At 70.6% G+C, this 26,532-nt stretch carries 33 protein-coding genes and 2 pseudogenes; 22 read left to right on the top strand and 13 right to left on the bottom strand.

Annotated elements, in window-relative coordinates; genetic code table 11:
* The first annotated feature begins 150 nt into the window (after window positions 1-150).
* Genes NLX94_RS20580 through NLX94_RS20555 form a run of 6 tightly spaced genes read left to right on the top strand, consistent with a single transcriptional unit; the run spans window position 151 to window position 4,976 of the window.
* Window positions 151-1,818 carry an AMP-binding protein gene (locus tag NLX94_RS20580; RefSeq protein ID WP_254384451.1) on the top strand — a complete coding sequence of 556 codons (1,668 nt, stop codon included), beginning with the start codon at window positions 151-153 and terminating at the stop codon, window positions 1,816-1,818.
* A complete protein-coding gene (locus NLX94_RS20575; RefSeq protein WP_254384450.1) occupies window positions 1,808-2,365 on the top strand; it encodes a PaaI family thioesterase in 558 nt (185 codons plus the stop codon). The genes NLX94_RS20580 and NLX94_RS20575 overlap by 11 nt, the downstream gene beginning before the upstream one ends.
* Window positions 2,340-2,600: an acyl carrier protein gene (locus tag NLX94_RS20570; RefSeq protein ID WP_254384449.1), complete on the top strand. Its 261-nt coding sequence runs from the start codon at window positions 2,340-2,342 to the stop codon at window positions 2,598-2,600. Before NLX94_RS20575 ends, NLX94_RS20570 begins: the two co-directional genes overlap by 26 nt.
* Window positions 2,597-3,457 carry a cyclopropane-fatty-acyl-phospholipid synthase family protein gene (locus NLX94_RS20565; RefSeq protein WP_254384448.1) on the top strand — a complete coding sequence of 287 codons (861 nt, stop codon included), beginning with the start codon at window positions 2,597-2,599 and terminating at the stop codon, window positions 3,455-3,457. The genes NLX94_RS20570 and NLX94_RS20565 overlap by 4 nt, the downstream gene beginning before the upstream one ends.
* On the top strand, window positions 3,454-4,293 hold the full coding sequence (locus NLX94_RS20560) for an acyl-ACP desaturase (RefSeq protein WP_254384447.1): 840 nt from the start codon (window positions 3,454-3,456) through the stop codon (window positions 4,291-4,293). The genes NLX94_RS20565 and NLX94_RS20560 overlap by 4 nt, the downstream gene beginning before the upstream one ends.
* Complete coding sequence (locus NLX94_RS20555; protein ID WP_254384446.1) at window positions 4,272-4,976, top strand: 4'-phosphopantetheinyl transferase superfamily protein; 705 nt, start codon at window positions 4,272-4,274, stop codon at window positions 4,974-4,976. The genes NLX94_RS20560 and NLX94_RS20555 overlap by 22 nt, the downstream gene beginning before the upstream one ends.
* 21 nt (window positions 4,977-4,997) lie before the next feature.
* On the opposite strand, the gene NLX94_RS20550 is transcribed toward NLX94_RS20555, so the two are convergent.
* The gene (locus NLX94_RS20550) at window positions 4,998-5,609 is read right to left on the bottom strand and encodes a hypothetical protein (protein ID WP_254384445.1); all 612 of its coding nucleotides are present in this window, start codon (window positions 5,607-5,609) and stop codon (window positions 4,998-5,000) included.
* Between the two features lie 247 nt (window positions 5,610-5,856).
* Window positions 5,857-5,985 (bottom strand): annotated as a pseudogene (locus NLX94_RS20545) (glyoxalase superfamily protein); the annotation flags it as partial.
* Window positions 5,986-7,072: 1,087 nt separating this feature from the next.
* Between NLX94_RS20545 and NLX94_RS20540 the strand changes: the two are divergent.
* The 4 genes from NLX94_RS20540 (at window position 7,073) to NLX94_RS20525 (ending at window position 9,418) form a co-directional block, all read left to right on the top strand.
* Entirely contained in the window at window positions 7,073-7,399 is a 327-nt protein-coding gene (locus tag NLX94_RS20540) for a hypothetical protein (protein ID WP_254384444.1), read from the top strand.
* The gene (locus tag NLX94_RS20535) at window positions 7,399-8,154 is read left to right on the top strand and encodes a nucleotidyl transferase AbiEii/AbiGii toxin family protein (RefSeq protein WP_254384443.1); all 756 of its coding nucleotides are present in this window, start codon (window positions 7,399-7,401) and stop codon (window positions 8,152-8,154) included. The genes NLX94_RS20540 and NLX94_RS20535 overlap by 1 nt, the downstream gene beginning before the upstream one ends.
* 573 nt (window positions 8,155-8,727) lie before the next feature.
* A complete protein-coding gene (locus tag NLX94_RS20530; RefSeq protein ID WP_254384442.1) occupies window positions 8,728-9,096 on the top strand; it encodes a hypothetical protein in 369 nt (122 codons plus the stop codon).
* A gap of 1 nt (window position 9,097) precedes the next feature.
* Entirely contained in the window at window positions 9,098-9,418 is a 321-nt protein-coding gene (locus tag NLX94_RS20525) for an MmcQ/YjbR family DNA-binding protein (protein ID WP_254384441.1), read from the top strand.
* Here the strand turns inward: NLX94_RS20525 and NLX94_RS20520 are convergent.
* Window positions 9,405-10,121, bottom strand: a complete 717-nt coding sequence (locus NLX94_RS20520) for a CDP-alcohol phosphatidyltransferase family protein (RefSeq protein ID WP_254384440.1) — start codon at window positions 10,119-10,121, stop codon at window positions 9,405-9,407. The genes NLX94_RS20525 and NLX94_RS20520 overlap by 14 nt on opposite strands.
* A 103-nt stretch (window positions 10,122-10,224) precedes the next feature.
* On the opposite strand from NLX94_RS20520, the gene NLX94_RS20515 reads away from it, so the two are divergent.
* Entirely contained in the window at window positions 10,225-10,803 is a 579-nt protein-coding gene (locus NLX94_RS20515) for an SRPBCC family protein (protein WP_254384439.1), read from the top strand.
* Window positions 10,804-10,954: 151 nt separating this feature from the next.
* On the opposite strand, the pseudogene NLX94_RS39635 reads toward NLX94_RS20515, so the two are convergent.
* From NLX94_RS39635 to NLX94_RS20505, 3 genes and pseudogenes are all read right to left on the bottom strand, one after another.
* Window positions 10,955-11,110 (bottom strand): annotated as a pseudogene (locus NLX94_RS39635) (DUF1707 domain-containing protein); the annotation flags it as partial.
* A gap of 30 nt (window positions 11,111-11,140) precedes the next feature.
* Window positions 11,141-11,365 (bottom strand): mercury transporter, encoded by a 225-nt coding sequence (locus tag NLX94_RS20510; RefSeq protein WP_254384438.1) that lies wholly within the window; start codon window positions 11,363-11,365, stop codon window positions 11,141-11,143.
* 22 nt (window positions 11,366-11,387) lie between these two features.
* Complete coding sequence (locus NLX94_RS20505) at window positions 11,388-11,762, bottom strand: helix-turn-helix transcriptional regulator (protein WP_254384437.1); 375 nt, start codon at window positions 11,760-11,762, stop codon at window positions 11,388-11,390.
* A 116-nt stretch (window positions 11,763-11,878) separates the two neighbouring features.
* Here NLX94_RS20505 and merA point away from each other — a divergent pair, with 116 nt between their 5' ends.
* From merA to merB, 3 genes are all read left to right on the top strand, one after another.
* The gene (merA, locus tag NLX94_RS20500) at window positions 11,879-13,297 is read left to right on the top strand and encodes a mercury(II) reductase (RefSeq protein WP_254384436.1); all 1,419 of its coding nucleotides are present in this window, start codon (window positions 11,879-11,881) and stop codon (window positions 13,295-13,297) included.
* A gap of 21 nt (window positions 13,298-13,318) precedes the next feature.
* Complete coding sequence (locus NLX94_RS20495; protein WP_254384435.1) at window positions 13,319-13,678, top strand: MerR family transcriptional regulator; 360 nt, start codon at window positions 13,319-13,321, stop codon at window positions 13,676-13,678.
* Between the two features lie 97 nt (window positions 13,679-13,775).
* Window positions 13,776-14,444 (top strand): organomercurial lyase MerB, encoded by a 669-nt coding sequence (merB, locus tag NLX94_RS20490; protein WP_374684000.1) that lies wholly within the window; start codon window positions 13,776-13,778, stop codon window positions 14,442-14,444.
* Here merB and NLX94_RS20485 read toward each other — a convergent pair.
* Window positions 14,374-15,030, bottom strand: coding sequence for a hypothetical protein (locus tag NLX94_RS20485; RefSeq protein WP_254384434.1), 657 nt, complete (start codon window positions 15,028-15,030; stop codon window positions 14,374-14,376). The genes merB and NLX94_RS20485 overlap by 71 nt on opposite strands.
* Between NLX94_RS20485 and NLX94_RS20475 the strand changes: the two genes are divergently transcribed.
* The 3 genes from NLX94_RS20475 (at window position 14,957) to NLX94_RS20465 (ending at window position 17,357) form a co-directional block, all read left to right on the top strand.
* On the top strand, window positions 14,957-15,769 hold the full coding sequence (locus tag NLX94_RS20475; protein WP_308402470.1) for a Crp/Fnr family transcriptional regulator: 813 nt from the start codon (window positions 14,957-14,959) through the stop codon (window positions 15,767-15,769). The two genes, NLX94_RS20485 and NLX94_RS20475, sit on opposite strands and share 74 nt — an antisense overlap.
* A gap of 96 nt (window positions 15,770-15,865) precedes the next feature.
* Window positions 15,866-16,456: a redoxin domain-containing protein gene (locus tag NLX94_RS20470; RefSeq protein WP_254384432.1), complete on the top strand. Its 591-nt coding sequence runs from the start codon at window positions 15,866-15,868 to the stop codon at window positions 16,454-16,456.
* A 7-nt stretch (window positions 16,457-16,463) separates the two neighbouring features.
* Window positions 16,464-17,357: a cytochrome c biogenesis CcdA family protein gene (locus tag NLX94_RS20465; protein ID WP_254384431.1), complete on the top strand. Its 894-nt coding sequence runs from the start codon at window positions 16,464-16,466 to the stop codon at window positions 17,355-17,357.
* Here the strand turns inward: NLX94_RS20465 and NLX94_RS20460 are convergent.
* The gene (locus NLX94_RS20460; RefSeq protein WP_254384430.1) at window positions 17,290-17,844 is read right to left on the bottom strand and encodes a carboxymuconolactone decarboxylase family protein; all 555 of its coding nucleotides are present in this window, start codon (window positions 17,842-17,844) and stop codon (window positions 17,290-17,292) included. The two genes, NLX94_RS20465 and NLX94_RS20460, sit on opposite strands and share 68 nt — an antisense overlap.
* A 106-nt stretch (window positions 17,845-17,950) precedes the next feature.
* Here NLX94_RS20460 and NLX94_RS20455 point away from each other — a divergent pair, with 106 nt between their 5' ends.
* Window positions 17,951-18,568 carry a TetR/AcrR family transcriptional regulator gene (locus tag NLX94_RS20455; RefSeq protein ID WP_254384429.1) on the top strand — a complete coding sequence of 206 codons (618 nt, stop codon included), beginning with the start codon at window positions 17,951-17,953 and terminating at the stop codon, window positions 18,566-18,568.
* On the opposite strand, the gene NLX94_RS20450 is transcribed toward NLX94_RS20455, so the two are convergent.
* On the bottom strand, window positions 18,565-19,128 hold the full coding sequence (locus NLX94_RS20450; RefSeq protein WP_254384428.1) for a TetR/AcrR family transcriptional regulator: 564 nt from the start codon (window positions 19,126-19,128) through the stop codon (window positions 18,565-18,567). The genes NLX94_RS20455 and NLX94_RS20450 overlap by 4 nt on opposite strands.
* A gap of 138 nt (window positions 19,129-19,266) precedes the next feature.
* On the opposite strand from NLX94_RS20450, the gene NLX94_RS20445 reads away from it, so the two are divergent.
* Window positions 19,267-19,683 (top strand): hypothetical protein, encoded by a 417-nt coding sequence (locus NLX94_RS20445; protein WP_254384427.1) that lies wholly within the window; start codon window positions 19,267-19,269, stop codon window positions 19,681-19,683.
* Between the two features lie 181 nt (window positions 19,684-19,864).
* On the opposite strand, the gene NLX94_RS20440 is transcribed toward NLX94_RS20445, so the two are convergent.
* Together NLX94_RS20440 and NLX94_RS20435 are read right to left on the bottom strand one after the other, a co-directional pair.
* The gene (locus NLX94_RS20440) at window positions 19,865-20,959 is read right to left on the bottom strand and encodes a DNA alkylation repair protein (protein ID WP_254384426.1); all 1,095 of its coding nucleotides are present in this window, start codon (window positions 20,957-20,959) and stop codon (window positions 19,865-19,867) included.
* 28 nt (window positions 20,960-20,987) lie between these two features.
* The gene (locus NLX94_RS20435) at window positions 20,988-21,287 is read right to left on the bottom strand and encodes a hypothetical protein (protein ID WP_254384425.1); all 300 of its coding nucleotides are present in this window, start codon (window positions 21,285-21,287) and stop codon (window positions 20,988-20,990) included.
* 105 nt (window positions 21,288-21,392) lie between these two features.
* Between NLX94_RS20435 and NLX94_RS20430 the strand changes: the two genes are divergently transcribed.
* The 3 genes from NLX94_RS20430 to NLX94_RS20420 all read left to right on the top strand — a co-directional run bounded on the left by NLX94_RS20430 (window position 21,393) and on the right by NLX94_RS20420 (window position 24,316).
* The gene (locus NLX94_RS20430; RefSeq protein ID WP_254384424.1) at window positions 21,393-21,938 is read left to right on the top strand and encodes a CGNR zinc finger domain-containing protein; all 546 of its coding nucleotides are present in this window, start codon (window positions 21,393-21,395) and stop codon (window positions 21,936-21,938) included.
* A 289-nt stretch (window positions 21,939-22,227) separates the two neighbouring features.
* Window positions 22,228-23,601: a potassium transporter TrkG gene (locus tag NLX94_RS20425; protein ID WP_254384423.1), complete on the top strand. Its 1,374-nt coding sequence runs from the start codon at window positions 22,228-22,230 to the stop codon at window positions 23,599-23,601.
* On the top strand, window positions 23,594-24,316 hold the full coding sequence (locus NLX94_RS20420; protein WP_254384422.1) for a TrkA family potassium uptake protein: 723 nt from the start codon (window positions 23,594-23,596) through the stop codon (window positions 24,314-24,316). The genes NLX94_RS20425 and NLX94_RS20420 overlap by 8 nt, the downstream gene beginning before the upstream one ends.
* Window positions 24,317-24,354: 38 nt before the next feature.
* On the opposite strand, the gene NLX94_RS20415 is transcribed toward NLX94_RS20420, so the two are convergent.
* Both NLX94_RS20415 and NLX94_RS20410 read right to left on the bottom strand, forming a co-directional pair.
* On the bottom strand, window positions 24,355-24,942 hold the full coding sequence (locus NLX94_RS20415) for a TetR/AcrR family transcriptional regulator (RefSeq protein WP_254384421.1): 588 nt from the start codon (window positions 24,940-24,942) through the stop codon (window positions 24,355-24,357).
* Complete coding sequence (locus NLX94_RS20410; protein ID WP_254384420.1) at window positions 24,939-26,465, bottom strand: FAD-dependent monooxygenase; 1,527 nt, start codon at window positions 26,463-26,465, stop codon at window positions 24,939-24,941. The genes NLX94_RS20415 and NLX94_RS20410 overlap by 4 nt, the downstream gene beginning before the upstream one ends.
* Window positions 26,466-26,532 lie beyond the last annotated feature (67 nt).

Genomic DNA, 26,532 nt, shown 5'->3' with positions numbered 1-26,532 from the left:
GTCCGCCCGTCGGCCCCCAGGGGCCATACGGGACGAACCCCCTCCATCCGCTGCTACGATCCGTGATCATTCCATCCCCTTGGGTCACCGCCTACCGGTCCGATCGGTCGCGCGCGGGCCGTGTTCGCCTCAGCGACTTGGAGAGAGCCCTTGCCGGGAACGACCCTGCACGACGCCCTGGACGGCGTCGCGGCCGCGCACCCCGATGTCGCCGCGATCTTCCCGGCCGGCCCCTCCCGGCTCACCATCACCGAGCTGAGCGCGTCCTCGGTACGGATGGCCGACGCGCTGCTTCGGGAGGGGGTCGGACCGGCGGAGCGGGTGGGTTTGCTCTGCGCGAACGAACCGGCATTCCTGCAGGCTTTGTTCGCGCTCAGCAGGATCGGCGCCGCCGTCTGCCCCCTACCCCTCCCCGTCATGTCGCGGGACATGGAAGGGTACGCCGCCCGGCTGCGACGGGTCATGACCGTCGCCGGTATCCGGCGGATCGTGGTGACCGACGGGTTCTCGGATGTCGTGACCGCGCTGGCCACGCTCCTGCCCGGCGCCCGCCTCCTTCACGTCGCCGACCTCCGGGGCGCGGACGACCGGCGGCGCATGCCGGCCGTCACCGCCACCGACCTGGCGATCGTGCAGTTCACCTCCGGGAGCACCTCGGTCCCCAAGGGGGTTCGGCTGACGCACGGCAACGTGCTCGCCTCGCTGGATTCGATGGAGGCGGGCACCGGGATGAAGCCCGGTCAGGACCTGTTGGGCGTCTGGCTTCCGATGTATCACGACATGGGGCTGTTCTCCTCCCTCACGGCGCTGCTCGCCGGCGTGCCCGTCATGATCTGGCCGCCGATCTCCTTCGTGAAGAGCCCGGCGGCCTGGCTGCGCACCGTGTCGGAGAACGGCAACTCGATCTGCCCGCTCCCGAACTTCGGCTACGACCACCTCCTGGCGGCCGTTCCCCCGCGGAACGTGCCGGGCCTGGACCTGAGCCGGTGGCGGGTCGCGATCAACGGTGCCGAGCCGGTCGCCCTCGCGTCCGTGGAGGCGTTCCAGGAGCGGTTCGCGCCGGCCGGGTTCGGGCCGGAGGCGATGATGCCGGTGTACGGGATGGCGGAGGCCACGCTCGCCGTGAGCTTCCCGCCCCTGGGCCGGCCCCCCGTCTTCGACTGGGTGGACGCGGGACTCCTCGCGGGCGAGGGCCGTGCGGTGCCCACCTCCCGTACGGCGCCCGGGGCGCGAGCGGTCGCCGGACTCGGGCAGCCGGTGCGCGGCATGCGGCTGCGCATCGCCGATCCGCGGACCGGCACACCGTCCGAGGACCGGCGGGTGGGCGAGGTGCAGCTGGCCGGCCCGGCCGTCACGGCCGGCTACCTCGGCGCGGCCGACGCGGCCCAGCCCTTCACGGACGACGGCTGGCTGAGGACCGGCGACCTCGCCTACACCGACCGCGGGGAGCTGTACGTCACGGGCCGGATCAAGGAGATGATCGTCGTCCGGGGCGCCAACTACTACCCCGAGGACGTGGAAGCGGCCGCTCGGGAGGTGCCGGGGGTTCATCGGCAGACGTGCGCGGCGTTCGCCGACACCACCGGTGACCGGGATCGCATGGTACTGGCGGCCGAGACCCGGGTCGGTGACGGGGCGGACCGGGTTCGGCTGATCGAGGAGATCCGGGCCGGCGTCGCGGACGCCACCGGGCTGGCCGACGTGTCCGTACGCCTCGTGCCGCCGCGCACGATTCCCCGTACGACGAGCGGAAAGCTGCGCCGCCTGGCGATGCCCGAGGTCATCCGTGCCCTGGAAGGCGCCTCCGGTGGCCGGTGAAGGACGGCCGCACGGTGAGCCCGTCGAGGTCCCGTGGGGAACCGCGGTACCCGACTTCCGCTGCTTCGGGTGCTCGCCGCACAACCGCACCGGGCTGCGGCTCGGCTTCTTCACCCACCCCCGCGGGCTGGAGGCCCGCTTCCGGCCGGGCAGGGACTTCGAGTCGTACCCGGGACTGCTGCACGGCGGGGTGACGGGCGCCGTCTGCGACGAGACCATGGGCAACCTGGTGGCCTTGACCCACGGTCGGCCGGTCTTCACGGCGACGATGCGGATGCGATATGTGGCGCCGCTGCCGGTCGATGCCGCCTACCGGTGCGTGGCGAGTCTTCGGGAGCCCGTCGGCAGGCCGTACGACGCCCGATGCGAAATCCTCGACGAGGAGGGGCAGTTGATGGCCACGGCGACGGGAACATTCCAGCCCGTCGACCTGCGGCGGGCCCGCTCCCGGCTGCGTTTGTCCGACCAGGAATCCGACCGGTTCCTGCACTCCCTGACCCAGACCGGCTGGAGGCCGACCGATGACCACCACCACGCCCCGCACTGACATCCTCTCGGCGGTGACCGACATCGTCGCCACCGTGCTCGCCGTGCCGTCCGGCGGCCTCTCACCCGACCTCGACCTGCGCGGCATCGACGGCGTCGACTCGGTGAAGGTGCTGCGCGTCGTCGCCACCGCCGAGCAGCACTTCGACGTGGAACTGGAGGACGACACCGTTTTCGCACTGGCCACGATCGCCGGTCTCGCCACGGCGATCGAGAAGGCAGCGGCCCGGCCATGACCGACGCCACGACCACTCCCATGACCGGCGCCGGGACCACCGCGGCGACCAACCGGCACTACGACCTCCACCCGGACGTCTTCGCCCTGTTCCTGGACCCTCGCCTGAAGTACAGCTCGGGAAGGTACGCACCCGAGGACACCCTGGAAGCGGCCCAGACCAGGAAACTCCACTTCGTGGCCGGGCAACTCGGCCTGAAGGGAGGCGAGAAGCTGCTCGACGTGGGCTGCGGCTGGGGATCCCTCGCCCTCTTCATGGCCAAGGAGTACGGGTGCCAGGTGGTCGGGATCAGCCCGGCCGGCCGGCAGCGCGCGTACGTCGAGGAGCACGCCGCCCGGTGGGGCGTGGACATCACGCTCCGGGACGGGTTGTTCGAGAGGACCGACTTCGGCTCGGAGCGTTTCGACGCCCTCACCATGCTCGGCTCGATCGTCCACATGCCCGACCTGACCGCCGTTTACGCCAAGGCCCGGACGCTACTGCGCCCGGGAGGCACGGTGTACGTCTCCGAGACCTGCTTCCGCAACACCGCCGCCTACCGGCGCTTCCAGGAGAGTGACGGCGCCTCCTTCGTACGCAACGACATCTTCGGCTTCGGCGACATGCGGCCCCTTTCCCAGCTCGTGGCCGCCGCCGAGGACGCGGGCCTCTCGGTCATCGGTGTCACCGACTTGACCGACGACTACCGGCGGACCATCGAGCACTGGCTGGAGAACGTCCGGAGGAACGCCGACCGTATTGACGCCGTCCAGCCGGGCGGGACGTCCGCGCGCCTCGCCCGCTACCTGCAGGTCGCCAACGCCGGCTGGGGCTACACCACCAAGCACTACGCCCTCGTCGCCCGGAGGACACGGTGATCACCGGGCCACTGCTCGCGCCCTGCGACATGGACCTCGCCGTACGGGCATTCATGCGGGCCACGCCCGTCTCACGCCGCTGGGAGGTGGAGGACCTCGACTGGGCGACGGCGGACGCGGACCGTCTCACCGAGGGCCAGCGGTCGGCCGTGCAGTTCGTCACGATCATCGAGGACCATCTCCCGGGGTACTTCGCGCTCTACCAACGGCACTTCCCACCCGACGGCACGGTGGACGTCCCCGCCTACCTCCACAACAGGGAGCTCTACCGCTTCCTGATCCGCTGGGGCCAGGAAGAGGACACCCACGCCCGCGCCCTGACCACATATCAGACCGCGACCGGGCTCGCCGAGGCCGAGCAGCTCCGTGGGGAGCTGGCCGTGGAGGGCCGCAAGGAGTTCGGCCTGCCCTACACAAGCGCGGTGCAGATGTTCGCGTACCCGCTGGTTCAGGAGAAGGCGACCCAGATCTACTACCAGCACCTTCGCGACGTCGTCCCCGAGCCCGTGCTCCGCGACGTGCTCGGCCGCCTCGGCCGCGACGAGGCCCGGCACTTCTCCTTCTTCGCCTCGGTCCTCACCCGCTACCTCCAGGTGTACGGAGACCAGGTCGTCGAGCCGATCCGAGAGGTGATCGCCGACTTCCGGATGCCCCTCGCGGACACCATGCGCGGCTACTGGCGGTGGGCCCTGAAGATCGCCGACACGGCGTCGTACGACCACACGGAGGCGTACGACCACCTCGTGAGGGTGGTCGAGCGCGCCGTGGATACCCGCTCCGACAAGGTGGACGAGCTCGTCCGGTTCGTGCGGGCGTGCGGAACGATCACGGTCTGAGACGCGCCTGCCACATCTGGTGGGCCGACGCCCTGACCCCGTCGAGCCGGCGGTACCTTTCGCCGGAGGAGCGGGAACGCGGTGCCCGGCTGCCGACCCCCGGAGCACGACGCCGCCATGCCACGGCCGCCGCGCTGCTGCGTCTGTGTGTAAGCCACTACACCGGCCTTGCGGTCGAGGAGGTACGGATCGACCGGACCTGCCCCGACTGCGACCGGCCGCACGGCAGACCGGAGGTCCATGACAGTGACCTCCACGTGTCCGTCACGCACGCGGGGGGACGGGTGGGCGTCGCCCTCACGGCGGCGGGCCCCGTCGGGCTCGACGTGGAACTCGTCGATCCGGCCGGGCATCTGCCGCGCATGGACCGGTACGTGTTCTCCCCGGCCGAAACCCCGGGCGGGGCGGAGGACTTCTACCGGTGCTGGGTCCGCAAGGAAGCCCTCCTCAAGGCGACTGGGGACGGTCTGCGCCGGCCGATGTCCGGCATCGAAATCACCGGCGACCCGCCCGTGTTGACCCGCTTCCCAGCCCGGACCGACCTCGTCGCCAAGGTGGCGCTGCGGGACACGGAGCCCGGCGAGGGGTACCTCGGTGCCGTCTGCGTACTGTCGCCCGATCGAGTGGAGTTCACGGAACAGGACGGGGACGCCATCGCGGGGGCGCCGCCGACGCGTTCGTGACGGCCACCCGCTCGGTCGCGGTCAGGTGCGAAGGGCGCGGTCGAGAGCGTCAGCGTGAGTCCGAACGGCGGCGGCGCCTCCCTCCCGGGAAGATTCCAGGGAATTCCTCGCGGCCAGGACCCCGAGGCCCGTACGCCCGTCCAGGAGCTCACCGATGTCGCGGAGCAGCTCCGCGAGTTCCTTCGCCTGCCGACGGTCGAGCCGCACCGGGTCCGGCGCCTGAGCTCCCTCCTCGGCGGGGCCACCGCCGACGAAGCACCGTAGACGCTCCCACTCCGCCTCGCGGACGGGACGGGCCAGGCCGTCCGCACCGACGGCCACCATCACGGTCCGGGACGTGGCATGCAGCCCCTCACTGGTGCGCACCTCGGCGGTGACCTCCGCGGAACGCCGCCGCATGTCGCTCACCGTGGACCGGATCTGCACGGCTTCGGCGATGAAGCCGACGGGCATCTTCATGGTGAGCTGGGTGCTGGCCGCGAACCAGAGCGGGGGCGGTCCACCGGCCGCCCGGTCCCAGAATGTGTCGACGAGCCCGTTGAGCACCCATGACTGGATCCTGTTCGTGCCGACATGGCCGAAGCTGTCGATGTCGTCCGGCTGGACGGTCTCAAGCCACACGTTCTCACCCACAGGCGGCACCACCCTTCCCTTACACTGAGCAAGATCCCCCAAACACGGAGTGATCAATCCGCGAAAGAAGCAACATGCCAGGAGACCTGGCGGACCGCAAGCCGGCCAAGCGGTTTCAGCTGCTCGACACCGGCGGCGACGGATTCGTCACGGCGGGCGACTTCTACGCCCGCGGCTGGTTCTGGAAGTCAGATGCGGACGATGAGCAGGCTTCCTGCCGCGTCCGCGGTGCTTCCGGTAAGAAACTCTCGACGAACGCGGGAAGCCCAGGCTCGAAGCGGTGTTCCCACTGCTTGGCGAAGCCCAGTCGCTCGTGCCACGCGACCGCCGCCGCAGCGTCCTCCATACGGAGAATGGGGATGACTTCCCCGTCCATGGAGTCATCGCCGCAGACCGCTCCCGGGCAAACGTTGCCTGGTGCGGGGGCCGCCCTGGACGAGGCACGCCCGCCAACAATGGACGGAATGGACGCTGGGTCCACTTTCGGCATCCGACATCATTCACGCGAGCAGAGACGCCTGGCGAAGACCTCCCGGTCGCGGGCGGGGCGTTGAGCCGGCCGGTCAGGGCGGTCACGCGCGGGCATCGCGGCCGTCACTGGCGCCGAGGTCCGACTGGTCCGAGACGATCTGTTGATCACTGCCACCAGTACCGCTCACTGTGTGGATGGCGGTGCCGGAAGGCGCGGGCAGTCCTACCGCCGGTGGAAGCGAGGACAATCATCAGCGACCACGCCGCAGTTCACTACAGAGCGTAAGTACCGTACGGCTCCGACCTCCCGCCGCCAATGCCGACGTTCGGTACCTCCACCGCATGCAGGAAGCCGCCTTGGGGAGGGCGGCACGGGCGCCCCGATCGGGGCGCCCGGCCAGGTCCAGATGGCGGCCCCACACGGCTGACACTCCGTCAACAAACTGCCGGGGCGAGCGTCAGACGAGCGTCACGAGCGTCAGATCAGCGTCAAGATATCGCCCGTAACGCCCACAGCGCACATAATGCGCTTCGACAAAGCTACAGGTCAGGAGCCTTCCCGCACCGGTTCAAGAATCGCCACGCACTCCACGTGGTGCGTCATCGAAATAAGATCTAGCGAAAACATGTTAAAGAAAACCGCAGGTCAGCGGCCTGCATGGCGCAAACTGGACAGTCTGCCGGTGTGCGTTACGTGCAGAGTGGGCGCTATGTACGGCAAGCTGACGCTCTTTGCCCGCCCCTTGTCGCGGCAAGCGGGGCCCCGAGCCGCCCAGAGAGCGGGTCAGGCACGAGGGGGGCGCGTGGGCTCCACGAGGGCGTCCGGAGAACCGTGCCGGCCTGACTAACGCTCCTACGCCCGGACCCAGCCCGGTCCGATGCCTGGAACGGCGAGGCGAGCGACCCACGCGCCCTGCCTCGGCGGGCTCCCTGGAGCCCGCCATCGCAGGTATGCGTACCGCGGGACCCCGGTTTCGGGCATGCTGGTGAGCATGAGCAGCAGGTACGCACAGCTTCGGCCGTACACCCTGCCGGGCTCGCTCGGGGAGCTGAGCGGGCCGGCGGACGGCCTTGTGGTCCTGCCCCGGCACCTGGACTGGGGCCCGCACTACGAGTACGACCTGGCCGACGACGCCGACGTCGTACTGATGTACGAGCGCGTGATCCGCGAGGCGCAGACGGCCGAGGACCTGCACGCTCACCTCAACGCCGACGTGCTGCGGAGCCACTGGCGGGCCCTGTTCCTGCCCGGCCCGGCGAGGGTCGCCTGGGAGGCTCGCTTCCCCCAGCTCGCCAGTGCGCCGGCGGCGGCCGCGTAGTGGAAGATCTGCACCATCGGCTCATCCGCATCGGTCTGGAAGCGCTCGCTGAGGACTTCGGCTACCGGCTCGCGGGCGGATACGCCGTCCAGGCCCATCGTCTCGTCAGCCGCGTCAGTGACGACGTCGACCTGTTCACCCCGATCGGGCGCGCCGAGGGGGAGCTGCCACAGGCGATCGCACGCCTCGTCGACGCGTACCGCACTGCCGGGTACCTGGTGCAGGTCACCCAGCAGGCGCAGGTGTACGCGCGCCTGCACGTCACGGATCCCGCCTCGGGCGCCCAGTCAAAGGTGGAGCTGGTCGGCGACCTGCTGCATCACCCGCCGGTCGAATCGGACCTCGGCCCGGTTCTCCACCTCGACGACCTCGCCGCCGCCAAGACCGGGGCTCTTTTCGGCCGTGCCGAAGTCCGGGATGCCATCGACGTCAACGCCCTGCTGAAGGCCGGCTACACCCGCGCTCGACTGATGGAACTCACGGCACAGAACGAGGCCGAACCCAGTCTCGACGAGTACGCGTCTGCCCTCGCCCGCGTCCAGCACCACACCGACAGACAGTTCGCCGCATACGGCCTCGATGCCAAGGCCGCGGCCGCCATCCGCGAGGAGTTCGCCGCCTGGCACCGCGAGCTCACCGATCGAGTGAGCGCCGAGGGCGCGGCTACTCGCTCGCCGCAGGCTGAGTCGTCCACGCCCCTACCTGGGAAGCCGGCCGAAAGTCCACTCCCTGCGCCGCCGCCCCCACCCGGGTAGGCCCACCAGGCGCTAGGCCTGCCCCCCACCCTGCCCATTTGGTCTCCATGGCCTGCGTGGGCCGCGGCAGGAAGCGCAGCCGCCGTGCCGGGCGGCATCGGCGGGTCTCGCTGGGCTGCCCTTCGTCCTCGGCGAACGGTCGACGGGAAGCTCGTCGGGATCGAACGAAAGAACCACCCCGCCCCGCTACCGCACCGAGCCGACATGCCGCTGCGTAGCGCCCGAACCCGCCTCTGCCCCGAGGTGACCGGCCCTTCGTTGGCCGCCGCCTCTCCGTACCGGCGAGCAGGGCACCCATGGGGCGCGTCCGGCCTGATGGCGGGGCAGCCGGTCTCGCGCCATCATGGGATTGTGTCGCCTCGCCCTCAGGGCTTGAGCGCGCCGGGAAGTCCCGCACGCTCCGCCGTTTCTGTGTGGGCGGAGAGGAAGGACATCCCCATGCGAACCTTTGAACCCGGCCGACTTCGTCGGCTCGCACTAGCGGTTTGCGCCGTCTTCGCGCTCCTGCTGGCCGGAACCGTGACGGCCGGTCCGGCGGCGGCAAGCGGCAGCGAAAGCAGCAAGGATCAGACCGTGAAGGTCGTTCTACAGAACAAGCCTCCCGTCTTCGGGAACATGGCCAATCCGCAGCCGGGTGACGTCCTGCTCTTCGAGGATCCCGCGGTGGATCCGGACTCGGGCAAGGCGATCGGTGACTCGCTGACGCGCGTGCACGTACTCAAGGACGGCAGTTTCCTGTTGGACTGCACCGTGCGGCTGACCGACGAGGGCAATCTCGTGTTCGCCGGGGGCGAGGAGTTCTCGAACGTCATGAAGAAGGCCACGTTCACCGTCGTCGGCGGTACTGGCGAGTACAGCGGGACGGGCGGCTACGTGGACAGCACGCCCACGAAGTCCAACGGCCAGGAAGCCTCGCTGCTCACCTTCCATCTCGACCGCTGACATGCCCGGCGCGCCGACCGGTTTCTTCACCGAGATCAGCGCCTCGGCGCTCGCCCAACCCGGTGTGGCGACCGGCACGATGATGGGATTTCCGTGCCTGCGGGTCTCGGGTGCGTTCTTCGCCTCCTGCGATCCCCGGTCCGGCGACCTGATCGTGAAGCTACCCCGCGAGCGCGTCGAACAGCTCATCGCGTCGGGTGCCGGCGGCCCGTTCGCCCCGGCCGGCCGGACCTTCCGCGAGTGGGTCGTGATCGGCGACCGCGACGCGGACCGCTGGGCCGAACTCATCGACGAGGCCCGTGTGTTCGTCAGCGGGCAGTAGCGGAGTACGGGATGCCGTCCGGCGGTCTGCGGCTGCGGAGGAGTTGACGCAATGCCACGATGCCCTGCATCGCGGCCGCGGGGCGGATCAGTGCGGGACGGGGCAGCTCCGGTATGCGGCCGCGAATGATGGCGATGCCGGTGACCGTGACAGCCGGCGCAGCCCATGCGGCGATCGCTGCCGCTCGTACCGTGCGGCTCGGCTCGTTCCGCAAGACCAGCCAGGTCCAGAACGCGGCGTCGGCGAGGGAATCGGCGTGCTCCCCGAACGCGGAGACGGTGTCCTGGTGCCGGGCCAGGCGGCCGTCGGCCAGGTCCGATGCGATCACGAGCGCCCCGGACCAGCGGCCCGGCCCGAGGGCCGTCGCGGGGAGGTTGCCGCGGATCAGGGTGAGCACATCGGCGGGCGACAGCCGGATCCGTTCTTCCAGGAGGCCCAGGTGGAGGGCGGTGAGGGCCCAGCTGGCGGCCACCCATCTCCGGCCCGGACGACCACGGGCGGGAATGAACAAAAGGGCATGCTGGGCGGTCGTCTGTGCCAGGGCCTGGGGGCGGCGGGCCGCCTGCCGTACCGATCGGTCCACGGCCAACCCCAGGAAGCGGGCGATGGCGGCGGGGTGCCAGCGGCCTTCCTTCAGCAGCCCCAGCAGGGCGTCGGTCGCGGCACGGCTGGAGCGGCTGTCGGCGAGATCCGGTACGGCCACATCGTCGGCCCTTTGCGTGGCGTGCGTGACGCGGTGGGTGTTCTGCCCCCACCTAGGCGGACGGGCACCGAGAAGGGACGCAGGCGTGGGGTGGATCGGGCGGGTGGCTGTCGCGGCGGGCGTCGGTGGCGGGTTCGCAGCCGGGTACGTGGGGCTGGTGACCGGGGCGCTGCCCCTTGATGTGGGTGTGGGTCGGCGAACCCGGCCGCTGGGGCCGCAGGCCGTCGACATCGAAGCGCCGCGGGACGTGGTTTTCGGCGTGATCGCCCAGCCCTATCTCGGGCGTGCGATGCGGGCGATGCGGGCGATGCGGGCGATGCGGGCGATGCGGGAGAAGGTACGGGTGCTGGAGCAGGGCGGTGACATGGTGCTCGCCGAGCATTTCACGCCCGTCGCGGCCGGGTGGCTGACGGCACGAACCGTGGAGACCGTACGGTTCGACCGGCCGGACCGGGTCGGCTTCCGGCTGGTACGCGGGCCGGTCCCCGCCGTCGTCGAGTCCTTCCGGCTCAGCGAGTACGAAGGGGGGACGCGGCTGGAGTACGCGGGCGAGATGGGCACGGATCTGTGGGCGCTCGGCCACTGGTGGGGCGGCGTGGTCGCCGAACGCTGGGAGGCCACGGTCGCGGCCTCCCTGGCGGCGGTGAAGCGGGAGGCTGAGCGGCGCGCCCCCGACCGGTGACCGCATTCACCGCGGGCCGGGTCGAGCTCCGCCCGGGCTGTGCAGGGGGGAGCCAGCAGAAGACCGCGCACCTGAGGGCTCGGGTCAGCCCGTCGGCGATCCGGGCGCCGAGCGACGCGGGGGCCCCGGCCACAGGGCTGGGCAGGTCGGCGAGGAGGAGTTGCAGGTCGTCCTGCGTAAGGGCTCGCAGAAGTTCCTCGGTGCGGGACTCGAGCTCGGACTCGTCCAACCGGCCTTCGGCGTAGGCCTCCTTGAGGCGTTCGCCGGCTTGTTCTCGTTCGGCATCGCCGATGCGTGGTGATGGCACGGCGATCCTCCTTCCGTGCAGGGCCGGCCGTCAGCGGCGTCTGCGGCGGGTCGCTCCGGCGACCAGAGCGATCAGCGCGAGGGCAGCCGCGGCGGCGAGCAGATACGGGCTGGTCAACCATGCTCCGAGCGCGCCCAGGGCACCGGCGGCGATCAGGACGGGCGCGGCACAGCAGACGAGCACCAGCACGGCCATGCCGATGACACCGATCACGGTGTGGTCGCGGTGCGGGGGTGGTGGCGTGGGGGCAGTCATCACGGGCCTCGGGGGCTTCGGGTTACTCGGCGGGTGGGATGCGCTCGCAGCAGGCCAAGGCCTTGGCGTTGTCCGCCGCCAGGGCCCTGGCCAGAACGACGAGGTCGGCCACGCGCGGGTCGCCGACGGAGTAGCGCAGCTTCTTTCCGTCCCGGCGGGCGGCGACGTAGCCGCAGTCCACGAGGCAGGACAGGTGCACCGAGACCCGCGGCTGGGAGATGCCGGCGTGCTCGACGCACTCGGCTGAAGTGCGTTCGCCGCGCAGGATGAACTCCAGCAGCCGCAGCCGGTTGGGGTCGGCGAGGGCCCGGAAGAAACGGGCCGTGGTGTCCAGGTGAGTGCACGGCACGAGCTCGACCAGGACCTCGGCCACCGGATCGACGAGTGCGGACTTCATGGGGCCTCCACATCCAGATATTCGCCTATACGAATAGTAAGCTGGGATTCTGCTATACGCCAAAGCGAATAGGTCCCACTGCTGGGAGCCGGGCCGCCATGCGAGGAGGCAACACCATGACCGAGGTGCGATCCGGATTCGATCTGGCGGTCGTCGGCTCGGGCTCGGCGGCCTTCGCCGCCGCCATCGCCGCGCGGGGCAAGGGCGCCCGCGTGGTGCTGGTCGAGCGTGGCACCATCGGCGGCACCTGCGTGAACATCGGGTGCCTACCGTCCAAGGCGCTGCTGGCCGCCGCCACGGCCCGGCACGGCGCCCAGGCCGCCTCCCGCTTCCCCGGCATCCGGGCTCACACCGCGCCCGTCGGCTTCCGGGCGCTGATCGGGGGCAAGGACACCCTGGTCGACCGGATGCGGGCGGAGAAGTACGCGGACCTGGCCGCCGAGCTCGGCTTCGAGGTGGTGCGCGGGAACGCCGCGTTCGCTGACGGGCCTGCCCTGGACGTAGACCTGGCCGAGGGCGGGACCGTACGGATCGAGGCCGGCCGGTATCTGATCGCCACCGGCTCCACTCCCTGGGCCCCACCCCTGGCCGGCCTGGAGGCCGCCGGATACCTGACCTCCACCACCGCCATGGAACTCGACGCCCTGCCGGAGTCGATGGTCGTGGTGGGCGGCAACGCGGTCGGGCTGGAGCAAGCCCAGCTGTTCGCCCGGCTCGGCACGCAGGTCACCGTCATCGAGGCGCTGGAACGCCTCGCCCCGAACGAAGAGCCCGAGATCTCCGCCGCCCTGGAATCCGTGCTCGCCGACGAGGGTATCGCCGTACACACCGGCACCACGCTGACGGCCGTCCATCGCGACGCAGCCGGCTACACCCTCACGACCTCGTCGGCAGCAGAGCTGCGCGCCGAGCACCTGCTGATCGCCACCGGGCGGCGGCCCGTCACCGCCGGCCTGAACCTCGAGTCGGTGGGCGTCAAAACCGGACCGCACGGCGAAGTCATCGTCGACGCATACCTGCGCACCACCGCCGAGCGGATCTGGGCCGCCGGGGACGTCACCGGCCACCCGCAGTTCGTGTACGTCGCCGCCGCCCACGGCACCCTCGTCGCCGACAACGCCCTCGGCGGCGCGGAACGCACCCTGGACTACACGGCCCTGCCCCGCGTCACCTTCACCAGCCCGGCCATCGCCTCCGTGGGGATGACCGACGCCGAGGCCGCCGAGGCCGGAATCCCGTGCGACTGCCGGACCCTGCCCTTCGAGTATGTGCCGCGAGCACTGGCCGACCGCGACACCCGGGGCCTGGTCAAACTCGTCGCCGAGCAGGGCACCGGCCGCCTGATCGGCGCCCACGTACTCGCCGACGGCGCGGGAGAGATCATCACCGCGGCCACGTACGCCCTCACCGCCGGGCTCACGGTCGACCAGCTCGCCCACACCTGGCACCCCTACCTGACCATGGCGGAAGCGCTGAAGCTGGCCGCCCAGACCTTCACCGCCGACGTCGCCAAGCTGTCCTGCTGCGCGGGCTGAGAACCGGGAGGTGACGCGCCCATGACCATCGGGGAGTTGTCCCGGCGCACCGGAGTGCCGGTCAAGGCGCTCCGCACTTACACGGACTGGGGGCTGATCCACAGTCCGGGCCGCAGCGCCGGGAACTACCGCCTGTACGACGCCGATGCCCTGTCGTGCGTACGGATGATATGCGAGCTGCGTGGCCTGGGACTGACCCTGGCCGAGATCCGCGAACTCCTCGGCGGCGACTGCGCGCGGGGCGGCCGGGCTGCCCTGGGCCCCTTGCTCGTCGAGCGGCTGCGCGCGGCCCGGGCCCGTACCGAGGACCGGATCGCGGAGCTGGAACGGACGCGGGACCGGATCAACGCCTTCGAGGCCGCCCAACGGAGCGACGCTTGACTCTCCCCCCGGGGTCAGACCGTACGGTCGGCAGCGGCCCGGCGGGTACGTCGGCCGACCGCCCGCCACCCTCCGAGAGGACAAGGACCCCCTGACCATCAACGCCTCCGTCGAACAGCTCGCCGGTAGCCTCACCGCCCTCCTGAAGGACCGCGGGACCCTCATCGGCGGACCTCTGTGGGCCCACCTGCTGCGACTCCTGGCCACCGGTCGGCCCGTCGGCGCCGACGAGCTCGCCGCCGCGACCGGCCGTACCGAAGCCGAGGTCCGCGAGGCGCTGACCGCCATGCCCGACACCGAGTACGACGAGAACGGGCGCATCGTCGGCAGCGGCCTGACGCAGCGTCCCACGCCGCACCGCTTCGAGACAGGCGGGCGGCAGCTCTACACCTGGTGCGCCCTGGACACCCTGGCATTCCCCACCCTCCTCGGTACCACCGCCCACGTCGAATCCCCGTGCCGCGCGACCGGAGCCCCGATCCGGCTGACCGTCACCCCCGACGGTGTCACGGACCTCGACCCGGCCGAAGCCGTGGTCTCGATCGTCACCCCCGACGACATGACCTCCGTACGCACCGCCTTCTGCAACGAGGTCCACTTCTTCGCCTCCGCCGGGGCCGCCGCGGACTGGCTCAGCGACCGTCCCGGAATGTCAGTCCTCCCCGTCGCCGACGCCTTCCGGCTCGGCCGCCCACTCATCGAGGCGATCCTGGGCGGGGCGGGACCTGCCGGTGGAGCCGGGACGTGCCCCACACCAGCGTGCTGACGAGCATCAGCAGCGTGAGGGGGTAGAACACCGGGCGCAGCGGGATCAGCACCGGCAGGAGGGCTGCCGCCGTGCCCGTGCCGAGGACGAGCAGGAAGGCCGGCACACAGCAGGCGAAGCCGAGGAGGAAGGCCGGGAGGACGCCGAGCAGCCGCGCGTACCGCGTGCCCCTACAGGCGGCCGCCTGACCTGCCGCGAACCCCGCGACCGCGACGTTGGCGCCGACCAGGGCGGCCACCACGGCTCCGAGCAGCAGGTTGACCGGACTGAGGAACACCCCCACGTACGGGCCCGGGTGCAGGGCGAGCACCGGCTCGAAGAGGTACGGCGCCCGCGCCTGGAACAGCTGCCCTGGCGCCGTCCGCACGACAGGGACGCCGGCGAACCGGCCTGAGGCCGAGACCGCGAGGTCACCGATGGAGAAGAGGTACGCCACCAGCACCACAGCCGCCGCGGCCAGCCCCGTGCGCCGGTAGCGGCGTACGCCCAACGCGGCGCGAAGATGCGGGGGCGTGGCCGCGGTCGCGGTCACCACGACGTCCCACGCGTCCCCGGCCCCGGCGAGGACGCCGAGCAGCCTGCTCACTGTCGCACCTGGCCGTTCGGGTAGAAGGCGTACCAGGCGAACCACATGGCGTCGAGGTGGTCGGCGGGCTGCCAGCGGTCGCCGACCAGCCGGTGGACCCGGGCGGTGTCGAGCGCCGCGTCCCAGCGCGCTTCCAGCTGGACGCCACGGCGCCGGCCAGATCCTGTACGCGCCGACCCAGCCCAGCGAGGTGCTGTTCATCCTCAAGCAGGGCTGGGTCCGCGTCTTCCGGGTGTCCGCCGACGGCCGGGCCCTCACCACCGCGATCATCGCTCCGGGCACGATCTTCGGGGAAATGGTGCTGCTGGGACAGCACATGTTCCACAGCTACGCCGAAGCCCTCGACGACGTCACGGTATGCGTGATGAGCCGGGCCGACGTGCACCGGCTCCTGCTGACCGACGCGCGCATCGCGGCCCGCATCACCGAGATCCTCGGCCACCGCCTGGCCGACCTGGAACAGCGACTGTCCGACAGCGTGTTCAAGAGCGTGGCCCAGCGGATCGCGACCACCCTGACGATACTGGCCGGCGCCCAGCCCCCGGCAAGCCCGCTGCGCCCCGGCGGCCGCCACCCCCAGATCGCGCTCACCCACGAGCAGCTCGCCGCACTCGCCGGGACCTCCCGCGAGACCTGCACCAAGGTGCTGCACGAGTATGCCGACCACGGCCTGCTCCGACTTGCCCGTGGCCGCGTGACCGTCCTCGACACCGGGCACCTGCGCGACGCGGCGGGCTGACGTCACCAAACCGTAAGGCCCTCACCGTCCACCCGGCGCGAAGATGGCCCTACAGTCGCTCCCGCCCCGCCCCGCCCCGAACACACAGGAGTCGACATGCGCCCCCGCACCCTCGCCCCGGCCGTGCTCGCCGCCGCCCTGCTCGCCGTCACCGGGTGTGCCGCGGACGACGGCCCGGCCGCGGGCACCGGCGCGGGCGCGCCGTCATCCACCGCATCCGCGCCCGTAGAGTCGCCCGCGCCTTCGGACCCGGGCATGTCCGGCGCCGCCGGCGCCCCGGTCCCCGCAGTGCTGGACTTCACCGCCACCACCGTGGACGGCAAGCCCTTCGACGCCAAGACCCTCGCGGGCAAGCCCACCGTGCTGTGGTTCTGGGCGCCGTGGTGCCCCAAGTGCAAGGCCCAGGCCGCCGAGACCGCGAAGGTCGCCGCCGACTACGCGGGCAAGGCCAACGTCGTCGGCGTCGCGGGCCTCGACAAGAACGCCGCCATGAAGGACTTCATCTCCGACACCAAGACCAGCGGTTTCCCGCAGCTGTCCGACGAGAAGGGCGAGGCCTGGAAGCGGTTCAAGGTCACCGAGCAGAGCCGCTACGTCATCCTCGACAAAGACGGCAAGACCGTCTACGAGGGCGTCCTGCCCGCTGGCAAGGGGCTGGCCGAGAAGGTCGCCGGACTCGCCGGCTGAGCTGACGATGTCCGAACTGCCTCTCGCGCTCGCGCTCACCGCCGGCATCCTCGCCGCCGTCAACCCGTGCGGCTTCGCCCTGCTCCCCGCCTACCTGTCCCTGCTCGTCCTGGGCGACGACTCCCCCACTCGCGCGGTCGCCATCGGCCGCGCACTGATAGCCACGGCCTCGATCACCATCGGCTTCGCCGCCCTCTTCGGCATATTCGGCCTGGTGATCCAGCCCGTGGCCGGCCAGGTCCAGGAACACCTGCCCTGGTTCACCATCGCCTTCGGCGTCCTCATGGCCGCCGCCGGCATCTGGCTGCTGCTGGGCCGCCAACTGCCCGCCCTGGCACCGAAACTCCGCCGGGCCCCCGCTCTCACCCGGTCGATCCCCTCCATGGCGCTGTTCGGGATGGCGTACGCCACGGCCTCCTTGGGCTGCACGATCGCGCCGTTCCTCGCCATCGTCGTCTCCGCCTTCCGCAGCGGCTCCCCTACCGAGGGCGTCCTCCTCTTCGCCGCGTACGCCCTTGGCATGGGCCTGATCGTCGGCGTCGCTTCCCTCACCGTCGCCGTCACCCGCACCACCGCCGTCAGCCACCTGCGCCGTGCCGGCGCACTCGCGCCCCGGATCGGCGGCGGACTGCTGCTCTTCGTCGGCGCGTACGTCGCGTACTACGGCTGGTATGAGATCCGCGCCCAGCGCGACCCCGCCACCCAGGACCCGGTCATCGACGCGGCCGGATCCTTCCAGCGCACGATCGCCGACCTGCTCGACTCCATCGGACCGGTGACCCTGGTCGCGCTGTTCGCGGCCCTGTTGGTCGGTGCCGCGGCGCTGTCGGGGATCAGACGGCGGCGCGGGAGTACGGTGTCACGAGCGGCCATTCGACGTCGACGTCGAGCGCCTCGTTGACGTAGTTGGTGAAGATGTTCCGGACGGTGTTGGCGATCACCTCGACGATCTCCTCGTCCGTCAGCCCGGCCTCACGGGCCGCCGCGAAGGCCTCGTCGGCGATCCGGCCCCGGTTCTCGGTGATCGCCACCGCGAGGCGCAGTACGGCGGCGGCCTTCGGGTCGGCGCTGGTGCCCCGCCGGGCGGCCTCGATCTCCTCCTCGGGGAGCTGGGCGACGTTGCGGGAGACCATCGTGTGGGCTGACAGGCAGTAGCTGCAGCCGTTGAGCTCGGCCACCGCGAGGGCGATCCGCTCCTGTATGCCGGCGGAGAGCACACCCTCCTTCAGCGCGCCGAACAGGCCGAGGAAGCCCTTGAGTGCGGCCGGACTGTGGGCCATCGCCTTGGCCATGTTCGGGATGACACCCAACGTGCTCTGGGTGGCTGCCAGTTGTTCGGCGGCGTTGCCGGTCGCGGTGGCCGGGTCGATGAGGTGCACGCGGGACATCGAAGCTCCTTGCAATCACATCGAACAGACCTGTCCGTTCGATGTGATCAAGCTAAGGACGCCTGCCTGCGTTGTCAAACAGATCTGTCTGTTCGATACTTGGGGCATGGGAATGAAGGCAGGGACCCTGCCGGTACGGGAACGGCTGGTCGCCACCGCGGACGCGCTGTTCTACGCCGAAGGCATCCACGCGGTGGGAATCGACCGCGTCATCGCCGAGAGCCGCGTTTCGAAGTCCTCCATGTACGTCCACTTCCGGACCAAGGAAGACCTGGTGGAGGCGTACCTCCGAGGTCGTAGCGACCGCTGGCGGACGCACGTTGCGCGGGAGGTGGAGGCGCGAACCCGGGACCCCTTGACCAGGGTCCTGACGGTCTTCGACGTCTTCCACGAGGCGTTCCAGGACCCCGGCTTCCGAGGCTGCCCGTTCACCAACGCCGCAGCCGAGTACCCCCACCACGAAGGCATCCGGGCCGCCATCGCCGACGACCGCGCCTGGCTGCCCGCCCTGTTCGCCCGCCTGCTGGGACCACTCGGCGCCGGCGAGGACGGCGCCCTGATCGCCTCACTCGTCCAGTTGTGCGACGGAGCCATCACGTCCGCACACCTGGACGACTCCCCCGCTGCCGCCCTGACCGCGCGGTCAACCGCCGAGCTCCTGCTGGCCGCACACCTGCGCCCGGAAACCGCTCGGGAGGCGGCGACCACCTCCGGGGCAGGTTAGAGCTTCGCCTCGAACAGGGGCAACGCGGCACGGACCGCCCGCTCGAAGGACGCCGTACTGCCCGCCGCACGGCTGAGCACCTGAGCCCCTTCGAGCAGACCGATCAGCAGGGCCGCCTTGTCCTGGGCATCCTCGTGCGAGAGTCCGGAATCGGAGAGGGCGTCCGCCAATTGTCCGGACCAAGAGGCGAACGCGGTGGCCGCCACCCGGCACAGCTCATGGTCGCCCCCGTCCGCCGGCAGGGTCACAGCGGCAATGGCGCACCCGCTGCCGCGGGTTGACGCCTCGACGACCGGGCGGGCGAAGTCGACGAAAGCCTCCGCGACCGCCCGGGGCGTGGAGCCGGAGAGTTCGGCCATGCGGGCCAGGACTTCGCGCCCATGCTGGGCCGCCGCCTCTGCCGCCAGCTGACCCTTTCCCCCCGGGAAGTGATGGTAGATCGCCCCACGTGCCGCACCGCTGCGGGCGAGCACATCAGTGAACGACATCCCCTCCAGGCCGCGCTGCTGCAACGCCATGACAGCGGCGGCAACCATCCGCGCCCGCGTGTCCTTCGCCATGCCCGGCCACCCTTCTCCCTTGACTAGGACGGCCATCCTACTGCAGACTCCAAAAGTAGTACGCACGTACTAGCTAGCGACCGCTTCGCCGCACCACTCGGCACCGACGCTTTTCTTCAGACAGGGAGCACGCCTTCCATGCCCATCACCGTCACATCGCCGCGCGGAACCCTCACGCATGAGGGCGAACGCGAGATCCTGCCCCGGCTCACCGCCGCCCTCATCGAGGCGAGCGGCCTGACCGGCAACCGCTTCTTCAGCTCAATGGTCGGAGGCAGCGTGCATGTCCTGGCGCCCGAAGACATCTACGCCGGGGGCGTCAACCGCCCGGTGGTCATGATCGAGCTGAAGCTGCCCAACATCGGCCTGGGCACTCCGCAGGCCCGCGCCGCGTTCATCGCGAACGCGACGGACATTGCCGCATCCCTCACGGTCGACGGCCACGACAGGGAGGGCATCTGGGTCAACATCATCAACGCCCCGGACGGCGGCTGGGGGATCGGCGGTCGCGCATACACCGGTGACCAGCTCGTGGCCGCGATCAGTCAGGGTTAGGCGTTCTGCCCACGAGATCGCCCGTCCCCACCGCCGGGGACGGGCGATCTCGTGGGCAGCAAGTGCCGCCCTGCTGGTTGCCCTCGGCGAGATCGGTGACCGGTCGGGCTGCACATCAGGGAACTCCGACCGGGTACCTACGAAATCCGTCTCCCGTCAACGAGACGGCTCATGCCCGGGATTACTCCGCCGGCAGGTCCAGCGTGAACGGGGCTTCGCCGTGGGGCCGCCCATTGACCTGGATCTGCACGTGGTGGAGGCCCGGGTGGTAGCGGCGCGTCGTGATGGCTTTGAGGGAATGCCGGCGGGTACCGGTCCACCGCTCGCCGGGGGCCAGTGCCCGGGTGGTGAGTTTGAAGACTTTGGGGGTTCGGGTGCCGTTGGCCTTCATGTGGTGGATCACGTAGTCGATGACCACATGCGCGGTCCGGTCGCCGGTGTTGGTGACCGCGTAGTCGAACTCCAGGTGGTCCCCGATCCGGATGGCGGGGGTGCGCACGTGCGGCCCCTCCACGGAGACCGGGACGTCCGGGTCGTGGCCGAGGAGGGCGAGGGCGTCCGGGTCGCCGGCCTTGACGAGGGTGCGCAGGCCGTGCCGGACCAGGCCGCTCGTCGTGGGAGCCGGGTCGTCGAGCCAGCGTGCGGCGGTGGCGACGGCGATCGCGGGGTGGTCACGGCTGATGTCGTTGAGGTGGTTCGCTACCGACCGGCGTACGTACTCGGACTCGTCGCGGTAGAGCTCGTCGAGCACGGGCAGCGCCGGCGCGGGGTCGGCGATGAGGGCGCGAAGCTGAGGTGCCCAGGGCAGCCGGGGCCGCGTTCCCTCGCTGGCGAGCCGGCGTACGTGCGGGTCGGCGTGACTGGTCCATTCCTCGATCGTCCGCAGTGCGCGGTGCAGGTCGGTGCGGAGGAAGTGGCGGATCGCGGTCTCCGCGGTCAGGCACGGGGTGAGTTCGGCGAGGAGGCCGAGGGCGGGTTCGAAGACCTCCAGCCCGCGCTCGGCGACGGCCTCGGTGACGGGGAAGATCATCCAACCGGTGAAACCGGGGTCTTTCAGGGCGGCCCGTACGACCTCCGCGAAGTCCGGGTAGGCGTCGGGAAGGTCGGCGAGTATCGCCTCCTTGACGGCGGTGACGCGCCCGCTGAAGGTCAGGCCCGCGAGAAGGGCGCCGCACCGCCGGAGCTGCCCGGTAGGTGTCCCGCCGTTCGCCGCGGCGAGGCAGTCGGCCAGGTCCCTGACGATGTCCGCGCTGAGCAGTTCGTCCGCCGTCGGCACGGCACTCACCTCCCCTTGGTTCCGGTGACTACGGCCGGGCGCTGTGCAGCACCTGAGCGTGCCGCATCTCGTGGACCGTACCGATCCTGCTGAAGAACCCCTGCGCGGCGGGATCGCCCGGCATCTCCTTCGCCGCGCGTGCGGCGACCTCAGCGGAAGACCACACGATGAAGTCCAGCATCGTGCCGTCCTCGAACCGGGCCAGGTGCGCCCCCAGGAAGCCGTCTCCGTACCGCTCCCTCAACAGGGCGACGAGCTGTTCGCGGTGCGCTGTCAGTTCCGCGGCATCGGCCGTTTCGAACCGGACGTACTCGATGGTCGCGCTCATCGCGATACCCCTCCATTGGACTCACGTATTCAGATCTTTAAATCCGTGAGTTGAAGTTATCACGGTTTTGGTGGATTGAATCCGGTAGTCCGGTAGGTTGGGGGCATGACGATCCGGAACCTTCGCGCGATGCCGTGGATCGGCGAGGACCCGGTCCTGGACCTCGCCAACACGGTCATCTGTGGCGCAGGGCCCACGCACGCCGACATCGACCTCTTCGCCGACGCCGAGCTCACCGCGAGCTGGCGGGCCCGGGCGACGGAACGCCGACTGGCTCTCCTGCCTCTGGAAGACCTCACGGTGCTGCGTGACCTGACAAGAGCCGCGCTGGACGCCTCTGCCGGGCAACGCGCCCTGCCGGAGAGCGTGCGGACCGAACTGAACGAACTCGCCTCCGCCGCCCCCGTGACCTTCCTCGTCACCGCTGACGGCCGGCTCGATCAACGCGACACAGGAGGCCCCGCCCAGGCGGCCGCCGCCCGGCAGGCACTCCTCCTCGCAGCCGGGCCGGAACAGGCAAGACTTCGGCGCTGCCACGCGCCCAGCTGCGGCATGTTCTTCCTCGCCCGGCGCCGCGACCAGGCATGGTGTTCGCTCGGCTGCGGGAACCGGGCGCGCTCGGCCAGACGAAAGCCGCAGGCTCCCGCCTGATCACCACCGCGGGAGTCCCCGCACGCATGAGAGCCCTGAGGCAGCCGCTTCGACTCCGCGCAGGAAGCCTTCAAGGACCTGGCGGCCGGCGCCGGGGCGTCGTTGCCGCCTTCGCCGACGACCAGGCCCACGATTGAACCGTTCAGACCGGCCCCAAATGAGCCGTCGCCGACATCCGCCCACGGTCCCGGGGCCTGCGACCTCTCGAAGGTAGGGTGACGCCGCGGTCCTTGACGTGTCTTTGACGCTCGGACCCCACGGTGGTGCGAGACGGAGGAAGGGCGGGCGGGTGCCGGGACGTGTTGCGGGGGTATGGCATTCACTGTTCACCGCCCACCCGGCGCGCACGGTGGTGTCGGCTTTCGCGCTGGTGATCGGCGTCGGAACGGTGCTGCTGATGCTGCCGGTTTCGTCCCAGGACGGCTCGACGACGGGCGTCCTGACGGCGCTCTTCACGTCCACCTCGGCGGTGTGCGTGACCGGGCTGGTCGTCGTGGACACTGCTACCCACTGGAGCGGATTCGGCGAGGGCGTCATCCTGGCGCTGATCCAGGTCGGTGGCTTCGGCATCATGGCCATGGCCTCACTGCTCGCGCTGCTGGTGTCGGGAAAGCTGCGGCTGCGCATGCAGTTGACCGCCGCGGCGGAGACCAAGAGCCTCGGCATCGGCGACATCCGGCGGGTGCTGCTCGGCGTCGCCGGATGCACCCTGATCGTCGAACTCGCGGTGGGCGCGTTCCTGGCGCTGCGACTGCGCTTCGGCTACGACCGCTCCTTCGGCGAGGCCGCCTATTCGGGGTTCTTCCACGCGGTCTCGGCCTTCAACAACGCGGGCTTCGGACTGCACGGCGACAGCCTTACGCCCTACGCGCAGGATCCGTGGGTCACGCTGCCGATCGCCGCGGCGGTGATCCTCGGCGGCCTCGGTTTCCCCGTCCTGCTGGAGGTCCTGCGCCACCGCACCCGGCGCCGCACGACGGGGCGCCGGAACTGGTCGCTGCACACCAGACTGACGGTCGTGACCAGCACCGTCCTGTTGCTGGTGGGCACCGTAATGACGTGCCTTTTGGAGTGGACCAACCCCGGGACCCTGGGACCGTTCGACTGGGACGAGAAGATCCTCAACGGCTTCTTCTACTCCACGATGAGCCGTACCGCGGGCTTCAACGCCATCGACATCGGCGCTCTGAACGCCGCGACCATCTTCTTCACCTGCACGCTGATGTTCATCGGCGGCGGCAGCGCGGGCACCGCCGGCGGAATCAAGGTCACCACCTTCTCGGTGCTCGCCGCCGCCATGCTCGCCGAGGTGCGCGGCGAGCCCAACTCCACCGTGATGGGCCGACGCCTCGCCCCCCACGCCCTGCGGCAGGCCCTGACCGTGGCGCTCCTGGGTATCGGCCTGGTCATCGCTGCCACCCTGGCCCTGCTGACCGTCACCAAGGCCCCCGCGGAGGACGTGCTGTTCGAGGCCGTCTCCGCGTTCGGGACGGTCGGCCTGTCGACCGGGATCACCGCCGACATTCCGGTACCCGGCCAGCTGATCCTGATCCTGCTGATGTTCGTCGGCCGCCTCGGGCCGATCACGCTCGTCTCCTCGCTCGCCCTGCGCGAGCGGACCCGCCGATACCAGCTACCCGAGGAGCGACCCGTCATTGGGTAACTACCTGCACTCCCTGCGCCGTCGCCGCCGCAAGCGGCTCCTGGACACCGGCGGCCCCACAGCAGGCGACCAGCGCGTGGCCGTCATCGGTCTCGGCCGGTTCGGCAGCTCTCTCGCCAACGAACTCACCCGCCGCGGCTGGGACGTCCTGGGCATCGACACCGATGCCGCCCTTGTGCAGAAGCACAGCGATCTCCTCACGCACACGGCCGTAGCCGACTGCACGGACCCCGAGGTCCTGCGGCAGCTGGGAGTGCACGAGTTCACCAGCGCGGTCGTGGGAATCGGCACCGACATGGAGGCCAGCATCCTCGTCGCCTCCAACCTTCTGGAGGACGCGGTCCCCAACATCTGGGCCAAGGCCACCAGCCGTCAGCACGGCCAGATCCTGGAGCGCCTGGGCGTCCACCACGTCGTCCTGCCCGAACACGAGATGGGCGAGCGAGTGGCCCACCTCGTCACCGGACGCATGCTCGACTTCATCGAATTCGACGACGACTACGCCCTGGTCAAGACCGTCGCCCCCGCCACCATCACGGGCGTCCCTCTCGGCGAGAGCGGAGTGCGCAGCAGGTACGGCATCACCGTCGTAGGAATCAAGCGGCCCGGCCAGGACTTCACCTACGCCACGGCCGAGACCGTGGTCGAAAGGGGAGACGTCATCGTCGTCACCGGCAAGACCCGCGCCGTCGAAAGCTTCACCGAGCTGAGCTGAGCCGGCTGGACTGCTCACAGGCCACCCACTGCTCCCCGTCAGGCGGGACGCAACGCACTGAACGCCTCGCTGACCAGCGCGGGCAGTTCCAGAGCGCCGTCGCTTTCGACCCAGGCGGCGAGGGCCGTGGTCACCGCGGCGAGGGCGGCCGCAACAGTGACACGGGTGGAGAGGTCGCTCTCCCACGGGTTTCGTGACCTGAGGGCATCGGCGAACAACTGCTGGGTCGCGTACTGGGTGTCCCAGGTGCGGGCGCGCAGGGCCGGTGTCTCGAAGATGAGGCGGGTGCGGGCGAGCAGGGTGTCCCTGCCGGTGGCGTACACCGCCTCCAGGCCCTGGCTGAGGGCGTTGCGGAGGGCGGCGAGGCCGTCCTCGTGCGGCGGCCGCGCCTGGATGAGCCGGACGATGAGCGGGTCGTAGTCGTCCGACTCGACGACCGCTTCCTTGGTGGGGAAGTGCCGGAAGAAGGTCATGTGGGAGACCCCGGCTGCGGCGGAGATCTCCTCTACGGTGGTGTTCTGGTAACCCCGCTCCAGGAACAGCCGCAGCGCGTTCTCCTGGATCGTCCGGCGGGTCTGCGCCTTCTTGCGCTCCCGCAGCCCCGGCGGCGTGGGGGATGTACTCATGGGCCTGTCGCCTCCGGACGATCGTTGCGCCTGCTTCCTTTGCCGACGTCGAGTATGCGTGCCAGGGCGTTGCCGAGGGCTTCCGGAGAGGTTCCGCGCCAGGCCAGGTGGCCGTCAGGCCGTACCAGCATGGCGTGCCGCCGACTCCCCGCCACGGTGAGGGCGGTGACGCGGTCCTCACCGAGGTGCCGACGGGCGGCCGTCTCGTGGTCCGCGCCGGCCCCGGCAGGTGTGAGGAGGGCCCAGCCGGACCGCAGTTCCGCGTACAGGCGGGTGAGGGTGCCGTCCTGTCGGGTGCAGGAGCAGTCGGGCACCCGGTCGCCGCGCAGGGGCCCGGAGCCGGGGAGGCGGCGGCCGGCGCCGAGCGGGCCGCGGCGGTAGGTGAGGGTCAGCTGGGAGGACTTCTCCCAGAGCCGGCTCTGCACCGAAGGCCGGTTCAGCAAGGGCACGAACACGTGATCGCGCAGCGCCCGGGCGCGTGCGGTCTGTCCGAGGATCATGCCGGTCATGGCGCTCGTGGAGGCCAGGACCTCGCGCGCGACGGGCCTGCGTTCCGTCTCGTAGGTGTCGAGCAGACCGTCCCCGCAACGGCCGACGGCGACCAGGGCGAGCTTCCAGGCGAGGTTCTCGGCATCACCCAGGCCGGTGTTCATGCCCTGGCCCCCGAACGGGCTGTGGATGTGGGCGGCGTCGCCGGCGAGCAGGATCCTGCCCTGACGGTAGGACGAGGCCAGGCGCCGGTGGATCCGGAAGGTGGACGTCCACAGGACCTCGCGCACGGAGTCGCCGGGAACGCCCGCTTCCCGATGGAGCAGTTCCGTCAGCGCCGGCATCGGTTCCGCGCCCGATCCGGGCGGCCCCGGTGCCATCAGCCGCCACACGTCCTCGCCCGGAAGCGGAAACACCCCGAGCATCGTGTCTCCGCGCAGCCAGACCGCGACCGAGTCCCTCGGGATCGGCAGACGGGCCGTCACATCGGCCAGAAGGAAGCGTTCGACGACGGGGACGCCCGGGAAGCCGATGCCTGCGGCCTTGCGTACGCGACTGTGTGCACCGTCGCATCCCACCAGCCAGGTGGCCTCTTCCTCACCCTCGCCGAGGCGGAGGACGACTCGGTCCGCGTCCTGGCGAAGGCCCAGCAGCTCACGATCCCATTCGACCTGGACACCGAGCGCGGCCAGGCGGTCGCGCAGGCGCGCCTCGACCTCGGACTGGGACATGAGGAGGCCGGGGCGGGTTACCAGCTTCGTAGGCACGCCAACGGAAAGTCGCGCCAGCGGTCTGCCGTCGACGTACGTGAGGACGTGGGCGATCGGTACGGATCGCTCGGGCAGGTCGCCGAGCGCCCCGAGGCGGTCGAGCACCTCGGCCCCGCGCGGCTGCAGACCCAGCGCTCGGGAGGTCACCGCCGGTCCAGGCGCTTTGTCGAGCACCCGGACGGCGACTCCCGCAGCGCGCAGTGCGCAGGCCAGGGCCAGTCCGGTCGGCCCGGCACCGGTCACGACCACGGTTGTCAAAGGCATGACCACCACCTCACGTTATTGACTAACTAATGTTAGAAACTAACCTAACCTCCTCGCCCGCAGTCGG

The sequence above is a fragment of the Streptomyces sp. TBY4 genome (genome assembly GCF_024213195.1).
Classification (GTDB): domain Bacteria; phylum Actinomycetota; class Actinomycetes; order Streptomycetales; family Streptomycetaceae; genus Streptomyces.
The sequence above is the reverse complement of the archived record's forward strand: the minus strand, read 5'-3'. Positions and strand labels throughout refer to the sequence as shown.